Consider the following 13019-nt stretch of genomic DNA (forward strand, 5'->3'; position numbering starts at 1 on the left):
GCATTGGCCCGCTGCGGAGTGACCAACCTATGTACTGGAGTTTTGCATGAGCATTTCCATTTCCTACAGCGCTACCTACGGCGGCGTCAGCGTTGCGAACTACCTCAATGACTGGTCGGCCTACTTTGGCGACGTCAACCATCGCCCGGGCCAGGTGGTCGATGGCACCAACACCGGCGGCTTCAACCCGGGCCCGTTCTCGGGTACCGAGTACGCCCTGAAGAGCACCAACAGCGACGCCGCGTTCGTGGCCGAAGGCAACCTGAACTACACCCTGTTCGAGAGCCCGAGCCACACCCTGTGGGGCAACCTGAACACCGTCTCGCTGGGCGACACCCTGACCGGTGGCCCGAGCGCCGGCGGCTACGACCTAGTCAGCCAGGAAGTCAGCTTCACCAACCTGGGCCTCAACAGCCTGCGCGACGAAGGCCGTGCTGGCGAAGTGCACAAGGTGGTGTATGGCCTGATGAGCGGCGACAGCTCGGCGCTGGCCGGCGAGATCGATGCCCTGCTCAAGGCGATCAGCCCGAACCTGTCGGTCAACTCGACGTTCGACGACCTGGCCGCGGCCGGTGTCGCCCACGTTGCCCCGGCATCCGCCGCCGCGGCCGACATCGGCCTGGTGGGTGTGCAGGATGTGGCCCAGGACTGGGCGCTGGCAGCCTGAATGGCCGCTTGAGGCATAAAAAAACGAATGAAAGATCGCTCTTCCATTCGTTCGCTTGAATCACCCCCGTCGCCCGAGTTTTCGAAGGCCAGGGCGGCGGCGGTGGCAAATTCTGGGGAGCGCCGCGATGGCTGTCAACGCGCGCGGCGTGCCTCTTGCCGACTCGCTCCGACGGAGCGGGTGGCGGTGTATTTCTCGACTTCCAACAGGACACCTCGATGAGCAGGCCGAACCCACTTGCCGGTTCCGAGACGCTGGCGGCCCTGGCCGCCTATAAAAGCGGCTTCTTCAACATCGGCCTGTTCTCGGCGGTGATCAACCTGCTGATGCTGGCGCCCGCGCTGTACATGCTGCAGGTGTACGACCGGGTGCTGGCGTCCGGCAACCAGATGACCCTGTTGATGCTGACGCTGATGATCGTCGGCCTGTTCGGCTTGATGGGCGCCCTGGAGTGGGTGCGCAGCCAGGTGGTGATCCGCCTGGGCACGCAGATGGACATGCGCCTGAACCAGCGGGTCTACGACGCGGCCTTCGAGGCCCAGCTCAAGGGCAGCCCGCAAGCCGCCGGCCAGGCCCTGAATGACCTGACGGCCCTGCGCCAGTTCGCCACCGGCAATGCGCTGTTCGCGTTTTTCGACGCGCCGTGGTTTCCGGTCTACCTGCTGGTGATCTTCATGTTTCACCCCTGGCTTGGCCTGCTGGCCCTGGGCGGCGCGCTGCTGTTGGTGGCCCTGGCCTGGATCAACCAGCAGATCTGCCAAGCGCCGCTGGCCGAGGCCAGCCAGCTGTCCATCAGCACCAGCCAGCAGGCCACGGCCAACCTGCGCAACGCCGACGCCATCGAAGCCATGGGCATGCTTGCCGCGCTGCGCGCGCGCTGGTTCGGTGGGCACCAGGCGTTCCTCGCCCAGCAGAACCTGGCCAGTGAAAAGACCGCGCTGATCAGTGCCTGGTCCAAGGGCGTGCGCCTGGCCCTGCAATCCTTGGTGCTGGGCCTTGGCGCGCTGCTGGCGGTGCAGGGGGAAATCACCCCGGGGATGATGATCGCCGGTTCGATCCTGATGGGCCGGGTGCTCAGCCCCATCGACCAGTTGATTGCCGTATGGAAACAGTGGAGTTCGGCGCGCCTGGCCTATGCGCGGTTGTCAGAGATGCTGCAGGCCAATCCGCCACGCCCGGCGCGTATGAGCCTGCCCACGCCCAAGGGCGAACTGAGCGTCGAGCAACTGAGCGCCTGCGCCCCCGGCAGTCGCCGTCCGGCCCTGGCCAACCTGGGTTTCAGCCTGCCGGCCGGGCAGGTGCTGGGAGTCATCGGCCCCTCGGGTTGCGGCAAGTCGACCCTGGCGCGGCTGCTGGTGGGGGCCTGGACGCCGCTGGCCGGCAAGGTCCGCCTCGACGGCGCGGAACTGAGCCAGTGGGACCGCCAGCAACTCGGCCCGCACATCGGTTACCTGCCCCAGGATATCCAGCTGTTCGCCGGCAGCATCGCCGAGAACATCGCGCGCTTCGGCGAGGTGAATGCCGACCAGGTGCTGGCGGCGGCGCAGATGGCCGGGGTGCATCAGCTGATCCTGCAACTGCCGCAAGGCTATGACACGCGCCTGGGGGAGGGCGGGGCGGGGCTGTCCGGGGGGCAGAAGCAGCGCATCGGCCTGGCCCGCGCGCTGTATGGCCTGCCGGCGCTGATCGTGCTCGACGAGCCCAACGCCAACCTCGATGAGGCCGGCGAGCAGGCGCTGTTGCAGGCGATTGCCCAGCTCAAGCAGCAGCGCCGGACCCTGGTGCTGATCACCCACAAGCCCAACGTGCTGAGCCTGACCGACCAGTTGATGATCCTGCGCGAGGGCCAGTTGCAGGCCTTCGGGCCGACGACGCGGGTCCTGGAGACGATGCACAAGCCCAAGGCCGCCGCGGCCCCGGTGACGCCGGCGAGCACCCCGGCGGCCAGCATGAATGTCAGTTATCGCCTGGGCGTGGCCGCCGCCGGCGAAGGAAAAAAAGCATGAGCCAAGCACAACCCCTGGGTCGCCTGCCGACCGCCGACCACCAGCGCGCGCCGGGCACCCTGTTGGCCCTGGACGAGAAGAAATATTCGCGCCTGGGCTGGCTGCTGGTGCTTGGCGGCTTTGCTGGCTTCCTCGGCTGGGCCGCGCTGGCGCCCCTGGACAAGGGCGTGGCGGTGGCCGGCAAGGTCATGGTCTCCGGGCATCGCAAGGCGGTGCAGCACCCCAGCGGCGGCATCATCGAGCGCATCGAGGTGCGCGACGGCGAAGTGGTCAGCGCCGGCCAGGTGTTGATTCGCCTCAAGGAGCTGCCGCTGCGCACCCAGGTGCAGTCGCTGCGGACCCAGTTCCTCGGCTCCCTGGCCAGCGAGGCCCGCTTGAATGCCGAGCGCGATGGTGGCCAGGTCCTGGCCTTTGCCCCGGAACTGCGGGCCCAGGCCGATGACCCGGAAGTGGCCGCCACCATGGCCCTGCAACGCCAGCTGTTCAGCAGCCGCGCCCAGGCCCTGGCCATGGAGCAGCAGGGCATCGCCGAAAGCATCGCCGGCTCCGAGGCCCAACTGCGCGGCACCCGCGATTCCCAGGCGAGCAAGGTGCTCCAGCGCAGCGCCTTGAACGAACAACTGCAAGGGCTGCGCGAACTCGCGCGCGACGGCTACATCCCGCGCAACCGGCTGCTGGACAGCGAGCGCCTGTATGCGCAGATCGACGGCTCGATCGCCGAGGACTTCGGGCGCATCGGCCAGTTGCAGCGGCAGATCCTCGAGATGCGCTTGCGTATCCGCCAACGGGCCGAGGAGTTCCAGAAAGAGGTGCGCAGCCAGCTGGCCGAAACCCGTACCCGCAGCGAAGACCTGCGCAACCGCCTGGCCTCGGCCGAGTTCGAGCTGGCCAACAGCCTGGTGCGCGCGCCGGCGGCCGGGGTGGTGGTGGGGCTGGAGGTGTTCACCGAGGGCGGGGTGGTCAAGCCGGGGCAGGCGCTGATGGAAATCGTGCCCCAGGGCGAGCCGCTGCTGGTGGAGGCGCGGGTGCCGGTGCAGATGATCGACAAGGTGCACCCCGGGTTGCCGGTAGAACTGATGTTCTCGGCCTTCAGCCAGAGCACCACGCCGCGGGTCGCCGGGCAGGTGACCCTGGTGTCGGCCGACAGGCAGGTGGACGAGCGCACCGACGAGCCGTACTACACCTTGCGTGCCGAGGTCAGCGCCGACGGCATGCAGCAACTGCGCGGCTTGCAGATCCGCCCGGGCATGCCGGTGGAAGCCTTTGTGCGCACCGGCGAGCGCTCGATGCTCAATTACCTGTTCAAGCCGTTGCTGGACCGCACGCACATGGCACTGGTGGAAGAATGAACCGGCGTCTTATCCCTTGGCTGCTGGCCAGCCTGTATGGCCTGTGCGCCCCCGCGGCCCACGCCCTGGGGCTGCTGGACGCTTACGCGCTGGCGGTGCGCAACGATCCGACTTTCCAGGCGGCGATCCAGGAGCGCGACGCCGGCGAAGAGAACCGCGTGCTGGGCCGCGCCGCCCTGTTGCCGACCCTGTCGTGGAATTACAACAACTCGCGCAACCAATCCGAGGTGACCCAGGCCACGCCCCTGGGGGACTCTTCCACCGATCGCGACTACCGCAGCTATGCCTCCAACCTGACCCTGCAGCAGCCGCTGCTGGATTACGAAGCCTATGCGCGCTTTCGCCAGGGCGCGGCCCAGGCGCTGTTCGCCGACGAGCGTTTTCGCAGCAAGAGCCAGGAACTGGCGGTGCGACTGTTGGGCGCCTACAGCCAGGCCCTGCTGGCCCAGGAGCGTATCGAACTGAGCCAGGCCCAGCGGCGCGCCTATGCCGAGCGCCTGCAACTCAACCAGCGTTTGCTCAAGGGCGGAGAAGGCACCCGCACCGACGTGCTGGAAACCCAGGCGCGCTTGAGCCTGGCCCTGGCCGAGGAGATCGAGGCCCGTGACCTGCAGGACAGCGCCCTGCGCGAGCTCGAAGCGATAGTCGGCCAGCCGTTGCGGGTCGACGAACTCGACCCGCTGGCCCGCCGGTTCGATATCCAGCCCATGCAGCCCAACCGTTTCGAGAGCTGGCGCGACCTGGCCGTCGCCAACAACCCGGAACTGGCCTCCCAGCAGCACGCGTTGCAGGCCGCGGAATATGAGGTGGAGCGCAAGCGCGCCGGGCATCTGCCCAAGGTCAGCCTCTACGCCAGCAGCCGCCAGACCCGTTCGGATTCGGAAAGCACCTACAACCAGAAGTACGACACCAACAGCGTCGGCATCCAGGTCAGCCTGCCGCTGTTCGCCGGCGGCTCGGTGTCGGCGTCGACCCGCCAGGCGGCCAGCCAGCTGTCCCAGGCGCAATACGAGCTGGATGCGCAGACCGCCAACGTGCTGATCGAGCTGCGCAAGCAGTTCAACCTCAACACCAGCGGCGCGGCGCGGGTCCGCGCCTATGAGATGGCGGTCGAATCGGCCGAGGCCCTGGTCCAGGCCACCCTGAAAAGCGTGCGCGGCGGCGAGCGGGTCAACCTCGACGTGCTGGATGCCGAGCAGCAGCTGTTCAGCGCCCGGCGCGACCTCGCCGATGCGCGGCACGCCTACCTGCTGGCGCGGGTCCAGCTCAGGTTCTACGCCGGCCTGCTCAATGAACAGGACTTGCAGCAGCTGGCCGGGTACTTCCGCCCTGTCAGCTGACACTCTTCTGTAGCCGCTGCCGCAGGCTGCGATAAGGTCCGCAGGACCTTCAGCGATTTCAAGATCGCCACGGCCGTTCCGGTCGATCGCAGCCTGCGGCAGCGGCTACAGGAAACCGTGGAATGCAAACAGCCGTCACGAGGACGGCTGTTTGCTGTGCAGCGGGGCGGGTTCAACGCCGGGTCAGCAAGACCCCGGATTCCATGTGGTGGGTCCACGGGAACTGGTCGAACATCGCGCAGCGGGTGATGCGGTGGGTGTCGTGCAATTGGGCGATGTTGGCCGCCAGGGTTTCCGGGTTGCACGAGATGTACAGGATGTTGTCGAAGCGCCGGGTCAGCTCACAGGTGTCCGGGTCCATGCCGGCGCGCGGCGGGTCGACGAACACACTGCCGAACTCGTAGCTCTTCAGGTCCACGCCCTGCAGGCGACGGAACGGACGCACTTCGTTCAAGGCTTCGGTCAGCTCTTCGGCGGACAGGCGCACCAGGGTGACGTTATCCACCGCGTTTTCGCTGAGGTTGCTCAGGGCCGCGTTGACCGAAGTCTTGCTGATCTCGGTGGCCAGCACCTTGCGCACCCGGGTGGCCAGGGGCAGGGTGAAATTGCCGTTGCCGCAGTACAGCTCCAGCAGGTCGTCCGGACGATCGCCCAGGGCGTCATAGGCCCAGTTGAGCATCTTCTGGTTGACCGTGCCGTTGGGCTGGGTGAAGGCGCCTTCGGGCTGGCGGTAGCTGAAGGTGCGGCCGCCGACTTCGAGTTTCTCCACCACGTAATCGTGGCCGATCACTTCGCGCTTGCCCTTGGAACGGCCAATGACGCTGACGTTCAGGTCGGTCGCCAACTGGCTCGCCGCGGCGTGCCAGTGCTCGTCCAGCGGGCGGTGATAACACAGGGTGATCATCGCGTCGCCGGCCAGGGTGGTGAGGAACTCGACCTGGAACAGCTTGTGGCTCAAGGCGCTGCTGGCTTGCCAGGCGGCCTTGAGTTGTGGCATCAGCTGATTGATGCGCAGGCTGGCGATGGGGAATTCTTCGATCAGGATCGGCGTGCGTTTGTCTTCCTGGGAAAACATCGCGTAGTGACGCTCGCCGGCTTCGCGCCACAGGCGGAACTCCGCGCGCAGGCGGAAGTGCTGCAGCGGCGAATCGAAGACCTGTGGCTCGGGGGCATCGAACGGCGCCAGCAGTTCACGCAGGCGCGCGACCTTGTCGGCGAGCTGGGTGGCGTAAGCCTGGGAATCGAAAGTCATGCGTTGAACCAACCCAACTTGATCACAAACAATACCGACAGGATCACCAGCGGCGCGTTCAGCTCACGGGCGCGGCCCGACAGCAGCTTGATCGCGGTCCAGGCAATGAAGCCGAAGGCGATGCCGTTGGCGATGGAGTAGGTGAACGGCATGGCCAGGGCGGTGACCACCACCGGCGCGGCGACGGTGATGTCGTCCCAGTCTATTTCCGCCAGGCCCGACGTCATCAGCACTGCGACGAACAGCAGGGCCGGCGCGGTGGCGAAGGCCGGGACGCTGGCCGCCAGCGGCGAGAAGAACAGCGCCAGGAGGAACAGGATCGCCACGACGATGGCGGTCAGGCCGGTGCGGCCACCGGCGCTGACGCCCGCGGCTGATTCGATGTAGCTGGTGGTGGTCGAGGTGCCCAGCAGGGAGCCGGCCATGGCCGCGGTGCTGTCGGCAATCAGGGCCCGGCCCATTTTCGGCATGTGGCCGTCCTTGCCCATCAGGCCGGCGCGCTTGGCGACGCCGATCAGGGTGCCGGAGTTGTCGAACAGGTCGACGAACAGGAAGGCGAAGATCACGCTGACCAGGCCGATGTCCAGCGCGCCCTTGATGTCCAGTTGCAGGAAGGTCGGCGCCAGCGAAGGCGGCATCGAGGTCACGCCGCCGAACGGGGTGAAGCCCAGGGCGATGGAGACGATGGTCACCGAGAGGATGCCGATCAGGACCGCGCCGCGGACCTTCAGGGCTTCCAGGGCGACGATCAGGGCGAAGCCCAGGGTCGCGAGGATCGGCGCCGGTTGCTTCAGATCACCGAGGCCGACCATGGTCGCCGGGTTGCCGACCACGATGCCGGCATTGTGCAGGGCGATCAGCGCCAGGAACAGGCCGATACCGGCGGCGATCGCCGAGCGCAGCGGCAGCGGGATGCTGTTGATGATCCATTCGCGGATCTTGAAGATCGACAGCAGGAAGAACAGCACCGCCGAAATGAACACCGCGCCCAGCGCCACTTGCCAGGTATGGCCCATGTGCAGGACCACGGTGTAGGTGAAGAAGGCGTTCAGGCCCATGCCTGGAGCCAGGGCGATCGGGTAGTTGGCGATCAGGCCCATCACGGTCGAGCCGATGGCGGCGGCCAGGCAGGTGGCGACGAACACCGCACCCTTGTCCATGCCGGTCTCGCCGAGGATGCTCGGGTTGACGAACAGAATGTAGGCCATGGCCAGGAAGGTCGTGAGGCCCGCAAGAATCTCGGTCCGCACATTGGTGTTGTGTGCCTTGAGTTGAAACAGCCTTTCCAGCATGTCTGCTCCCCGTGGCGCGCAGGGCGCCGTGAATGTATCGACCCAGACAGCAAAGCACAGACCATAAAAAAGCGTCCGGGGATTTTGTGCGGGTCGGAAAAAGCCGCGCATCATACCAGCAGCGCAGGGCTATGGCTGCGATCCTCGGCGATGTTTTGCCCGAGTGGCGACTGGGGCATACTGCGCCGACGTTTTGGGGGGGACTTATGCACAGCACGATAAAAACGATGGCCTTGGCGGTAGTGGCCAGCAGCCTGTGGTTGGGCACGGCGCCGGCCATGGCCCGTTCCGCGCCACCCTTGAGCCAGGTGGAAATCCTCAAGGTCGAGTCGCAGTCCTGTGGCCTGGAGGATGTGTCGGACGGACGCGACAAGACCGCCTGCGATCATCAGGGCCCGAACATCAAGGTGTACGTGCTGGAAATCGGCTATGGCCGCCAGCCCCGGGTGGCGCTGGACGGCTTCGAGGTCAACGGCACGCGCGCGGCGGTCTGCGAAGAGGGTTCCAGCCTGGTGCCGTGCGGCAACTCCGGGATCACCGTCGGCTACATCTATACCTTCGACCTGGCCGGCAAACAGGAAGGCACCTTCACCTTCAGCAACACCTCGCTCAACGCGCCGGGCAACAGCATGAGCGCGCAGATCTACATCAAGTGACGGCAGCGTCCGAACGCGGAGGGCTTTAAAGCTGACTAAGCTTTAAAGACCCTACCGCGGACACAGCCCATGACCTTTAGAGCCCTGATTCCCCTCGCCGAGGGTGTCGACGACCTGCAAAGCGTGACCCTGATCGATGTGCTGCGCCGTGCTCAAGTCGAAGTGCTGGTGGCCAGTATCGAAGGGCGGCGCATGCTCACCTGCGCCCGCGGCACCCGCATGACCGCCGACGGCATGCTGGTGGATGTGCTGGCCCAGAACTTCGACCTGATCGTGCTGCCTGGTGGTGCTGTCGGCGCGCAGCACCTGGCGGCCCATCAACCGCTGATGCAATTGGTCAAGGACCAGGCCGCCGCCGGGCGCCTGTTCGCCGGCATCGCCGAAGCGCCGGCCCTGGCCTTGCAGAATTGCGGGGTGCTGCGCCAGCGGCGCATGACCTGCCTGCCCAGCGCCAGCCATCAGCTGTCGGGCTGCAACTTCGTCGACCAACCGGTGGTGGTGGATGGCAACTGCATCACCGCTCAAGGCTCGGGGGCGGCCCTGAGTTTTGCCCTGACCCTGGTGGAACAACTGTGCGGCAGGGGCCGGCGGACGGTGGTGGAGGGGGAGTTGCTGGTTTAGGGGCGACTGCGACTGACGCTCAAAACCGGGTAACAAAGGCTAATTAGCCGCTCCTTGCACAGCCCATCCGATCACACCTATAGTTCTCGCCGTCGCTGCCAATTCAGCGAACGGGTTTGGTCACCCGAAATTAAGAAGGCGCATGCGCCACCCTGGTATTGCGGGCATTTTTTCTATGCCCGCACGCTTTATGGTGGGCTGTGCGCGGGACACCTTCGGGTGTGCCGGGTGCCTTCTTTCCCGGTTGACCAACCTGTGCACAGTCCGCCACCTATCGTTTGGTCACGATTGGGGGCGGTCATTCATAAAGAAGGATTTAAGGATGAATACCCCGAAAACTACCGCTCACTATGTGCCGCTCAAATCCAACATAAGCCGGCCAGGCGTTTTCTTTATCAACGCCAACGCTTCCTCGGAGGCACTTCACGAAGCGGCGGAGCAACGTATGCGTGCGGCTGCCAATCTGCTGGAAACCCTGTGCTGTCTGAACTTCAGCCACGGCGATGTGAAGGACATACCGCACATCATCGATGTGCTCTATCTGCTGACCCGGGATGGGTGCGATCTATTGGAGGCGGCAAAATGGCGAGTGGTCGATGAGGCGCAGCCCAGCCACTGACGCTTGAGTCTGGCCGCGCCTGTCAGGCGCGGCTTTCGGCCTTGGCTTGTTCTTCCACCGGCCCATGCATGCGATCGCGACGGGCCAGGGTCGGGAACAGTTTTATCCACACCCCGGTCACCAGCAGGGTGCCGACTCCGCCGAGGACCACCGCCGGCACGGTGCCGAACCAGTGGGCGGTAAGCCCGGACTCGAACTCGCCGAGCTGGTTGGAAGCGCCGATGAACAGGCCGTTGACGGCGCTGACCCGGCCGCGCATTTCGTCCGGGGTTTCCAGTTGCACGAAGGAGGCGCGGATCACCATGCTGATCATGTCCGCCGCGCCCAGCACCACCAGCACCGCAAGCGAAAACCAGAACGAGGTCGACAGGCCGAAGGCAATGGTGGCGACGCCGAACACGCCGACGGCGGTGAACATCACCCGGCCGACATGGCGGTCGACCGCAAAGCGCGCCAGCCACAGCGACATCAGCAGCGCCCCAACCGCCGGCGCCGAGCGCAGCAGGCCCAGGCCCCAGGCGCCGGTGAGCAGGATGTCCTTGGCGAACACCGGCAGCAGGGCGGTGGCGCCGCCCAGCAATACGGCGAACAGGTCCAGGGAGATCGCCCCGAGAATGTCCGGGCGGCTGCGAATGAAGCGTACCCCGGCGAGCAGCGAGTCCAGGGTGGCCTTGCCCTTGTTCAGCGGCGTCTGCCGCGCGGGCAGGTTGAGCATCAGGCAGCAGGCGATCACATACAGCAGCACGGTCGGGCCATAAACCCATACGCTGCCAAAGGCGTAGAGCAGGCCGCCGAGGGCCGGCGCGACGATGGTCGCCGATTGCTGGGCGGACTGCGCGGCGGCCACGGCGCGGGGGAACAGCGCGCTGGGCACGATGCTCGGCAGCAGCGCCTGGGTGGTCGGCATCTCGAAGGAACGGGCGGCGCCCAGCAGGAAGGCGAGGATGAAGATCATCTCGCGAGTGACGTTGTGGGTGGCGCTGCCGATGGCCAGGGACAGGGCGATCAGCGCCTGCAGCGACTGGCAGATGGCTGCCACCTTGCGCCGGTCATAGCGGTCCGCCACATGCCCGGTGTGCAGCATGAACAGCACCCGTGGTGCGAACTCCACCAGCCCGACCAGGCCCAGGTCGAGCACGTTGCCGGTCAGTTGGTAGAGGTTCCAGCCGATGGCCACGGTGAGCATCTGGAAGCCGCTGGCGGTGAAGATCCGCGCCAGCCAGAAAGCCATGAACGGACGGTGATGGCGAAGCAGCAGAGGGTCTTGGCTGGGCATCTGAAAGGCAGGTCTGGGCGTGGAGTAGGGCGAGGTTATCACCAAGATGTAACCAATAGTTGCAGAATCCTTAGCCTCGCATCTATCTCGTTCATTCGAAATAACCCAATCCCTGTAGCCGCTGCCGCAGGCTGCGATAAGGGCCGAAGGACCTTCGACGGAGCAGAAATCGCCACGACCGTTCCGGTCGATCGCATCCTGCGGCAGCGGCTACAGGGAGAGCAAAACTTCGGGGAAACCCCGTACTTGACGTGGTGAGGCAACCTGTCACGCGACAAAAGACCACACAAACCAACGGCGAAAATGCGACTACTCTTTCAGCGTTGATTGATCCAGATCAAAACCTTTTCCAAGGTTGGGTCTGGTGGCCAGATGGCCAGACTCCCTGCGTTGCGATGGGTTTAAAAAGAACGAATTCGAATTCGCCACACTCCAGATCCGTGGGGGCAGTGGGTGCAGGCCTCCAGCCGGCAGCCGGTATTACCTGACAGAGGAAAGCTTATGTTCGGTTTGGAGGCACTAGATCTCGCCCGAATTCAGTTCGCGTTCACCATCTCGTTCCACATCCTGTTCCCCGCCATCACCATCGGTCTGGCGAGCTACCTGGCGGTGCTCGAAGGTTTGTGGCTCAAGACCCGCGACGATACCTACCGTGACCTGTACCACTTCTGGTCGAAGATCTTCGCCGTCAACTTTGGCATGGGGGTGGTCTCGGGCCTGGTCATGGCCTACCAGTTCGGCACCAACTGGAGCCGGTTCTCCGATTTTGCCGGCTCCGTTACCGGGCCGCTGCTGACCTATGAAGTGCTCACCGCATTCTTCCTCGAAGCCGGCTTCCTCGGCGTGATGCTGTTCGGCTGGAACCGGGTCGGGCGCAAGCTGCACTTCTTCGCCACCGTAATGGTGGCCATCGGTACGCTGATTTCGACCTTCTGGATTCTCTCGTCCAACAGCTGGATGCAGACCCCGCAAGGCTACGAAATCGTCGACGGCCGAGTGATTCCAGTGGACTGGCTGGCGGTGGTGTTCAACCCGTCGTTCCCGTACCGCCTGGCGCACATGGCCACGGCCGCCTTTGTCGCCACCGCGTTCTTCGTCGGTTCGTCCGCTGCCTGGCACCTGCTGCGCGGCCGCGATAACCCGGCGATCCGCCGCATGCTGTCGATGGCCATGTGGATGGCCCTGATCGTCGCGCCGATCCAGGCCGTGATCGGTGACTTCCACGGCCTCAACACCCTCAAGCACCAGCCGGCGAAAATCGCCGCGATCGAAGGTCACTGGGAAAACGTCGGTAACGAGCCGACCCCGCTGATCCTGTTCGGCTGGCCGGATATGAAGGAAGAAAAGACCAAGTTCGCCGTCGAGATCCCGTATCTGGGCAGCCTCATCCTCACTCACTCGCTGGACAAACAGGTGCCGGCGCTCAAGGAATTCCCGCCGGAAGACCGGCCGAATTCGACCATCGTGTTCTGGTCGTTCCGGATCATGGTCGGCCTGGGCATGCTGATGATCCTTACCGGCCTGTGGAGCCTGTGGCTGCGCAAGCGTGACCGCATCTACGAGAATCGTGCGTTCCTCTACCTGGCGCTGTGGATGGGCCCATCCGGCCTGATCGCGATCCTCGCCGGCTGGTTCACCACCGAGATCGGTCGCCAGCCGTGGGTGGTCTACGGGCTGATGCGTACCGCGGACGCTTCGTCCGGGCATAGCCTGATGCAGATGAGCATCACCCTGGCGCTGTTTGTCGTGGTGTATTTCTCGCTGTTCGGGGTCGGTATCGGCTACATGATGCGCCTGGTGCGCAAAGGGCCGAAGACCAACGAAGGCGCGGAAGTCAGCCACGGTGGTCCTGGCCAGAAACGCACGCCGGCCCGTCCGCTGTCGGCCGCCGACGACGATGCCGAAGACAACGGCACCAGCCTGAACAAGGGGAATTGAGTC

General features: G+C 65.2%; 11 protein-coding genes. 8 read left to right on the forward strand and 3 right to left on the reverse strand.

What is annotated here, in order from left to right; all coding sequences use genetic code 11:
- The first annotated feature begins 46 nt into the window (after positions 1-46).
- The 4 genes from AC07PQ_RS24855 (at position 47) to AC07PQ_RS24870 (ending at position 5362) form a co-directional block, all read left to right on the forward strand.
- Positions 47-667 carry a heme acquisition protein HasA gene (locus AC07PQ_RS24855; protein WP_007928863.1) on the forward strand — a complete coding sequence of 207 codons (621 nt, stop codon included), beginning with the start codon at positions 47-49 and terminating at the stop codon, positions 665-667.
- Positions 668-885: 218 nt separating this feature from the next.
- Positions 886-2673: a type I secretion system permease/ATPase gene (locus AC07PQ_RS24860; RefSeq protein WP_493186541.1), complete on the forward strand. Its 1788-nt coding sequence runs from the start codon at positions 886-888 to the stop codon at positions 2671-2673.
- Positions 2670-4022, forward strand: coding sequence for an HlyD family type I secretion periplasmic adaptor subunit (locus AC07PQ_RS24865; RefSeq protein ID WP_007928859.1), 1353 nt, complete (start codon positions 2670-2672; stop codon positions 4020-4022). The genes AC07PQ_RS24860 and AC07PQ_RS24865 overlap by 4 nt, the downstream gene beginning before the upstream one ends.
- Positions 4019-5362: a TolC family outer membrane protein gene (locus AC07PQ_RS24870; protein ID WP_493186540.1), complete on the forward strand. Its 1344-nt coding sequence runs from the start codon at positions 4019-4021 to the stop codon at positions 5360-5362. The genes AC07PQ_RS24865 and AC07PQ_RS24870 overlap by 4 nt, the downstream gene beginning before the upstream one ends.
- A gap of 172 nt (positions 5363-5534) precedes the next feature.
- On the opposite strand, the gene trmA is transcribed toward AC07PQ_RS24870, so the two are convergent.
- Complete coding sequence (trmA, locus tag AC07PQ_RS24875) at positions 5535-6614, reverse strand: tRNA (uridine(54)-C5)-methyltransferase TrmA (protein WP_493186539.1); 1080 nt, start codon at positions 6612-6614, stop codon at positions 5535-5537.
- Positions 6611-7906: an NCS2 family permease gene (locus tag AC07PQ_RS24880; RefSeq protein ID WP_007930015.1), complete on the reverse strand. Its 1296-nt coding sequence runs from the start codon at positions 7904-7906 to the stop codon at positions 6611-6613. The genes trmA and AC07PQ_RS24880 overlap by 4 nt, the downstream gene beginning before the upstream one ends.
- Positions 7907-8112: 206 nt before the next feature.
- Here AC07PQ_RS24880 and AC07PQ_RS24885 point away from each other — a divergent pair, with 206 nt between their 5' ends.
- The 3 genes from AC07PQ_RS24885 to AC07PQ_RS24895 all read left to right on the forward strand — a co-directional run bounded on the left by AC07PQ_RS24885 (position 8113) and on the right by AC07PQ_RS24895 (position 9802).
- Positions 8113-8562: a DUF4879 domain-containing protein gene (locus tag AC07PQ_RS24885; protein ID WP_037035572.1), complete on the forward strand. Its 450-nt coding sequence runs from the start codon at positions 8113-8115 to the stop codon at positions 8560-8562.
- Positions 8563-8631: 69 nt separating this feature from the next.
- Positions 8632-9183, forward strand: a complete 552-nt coding sequence (locus tag AC07PQ_RS24890) for a DJ-1 family glyoxalase III (RefSeq protein WP_493186538.1) — start codon at positions 8632-8634, stop codon at positions 9181-9183.
- A gap of 322 nt (positions 9184-9505) precedes the next feature.
- Positions 9506-9802 (forward strand): hypothetical protein, encoded by a 297-nt coding sequence (locus tag AC07PQ_RS24895; protein ID WP_007930022.1) that lies wholly within the window; start codon positions 9506-9508, stop codon positions 9800-9802.
- 22 nt (positions 9803-9824) lie between these two features.
- On the opposite strand, the gene AC07PQ_RS24900 is transcribed toward AC07PQ_RS24895, so the two are convergent.
- On the reverse strand, positions 9825-11078 hold the full coding sequence (locus tag AC07PQ_RS24900) for an MFS transporter (RefSeq protein ID WP_493186537.1): 1254 nt from the start codon (positions 11076-11078) through the stop codon (positions 9825-9827).
- Between the two features lie 501 nt (positions 11079-11579).
- On the opposite strand from AC07PQ_RS24900, the gene AC07PQ_RS24905 reads away from it, so the two are divergent.
- Positions 11580-13016, forward strand: a complete 1437-nt coding sequence (locus tag AC07PQ_RS24905) for a cytochrome ubiquinol oxidase subunit I (protein ID WP_493186536.1) — start codon at positions 11580-11582, stop codon at positions 13014-13016.
- Positions 13017-13019 lie beyond the last annotated feature (3 nt).

The organism is Pseudomonas sp. GW821-FHT09E12, from assembly GCF_059416085.1.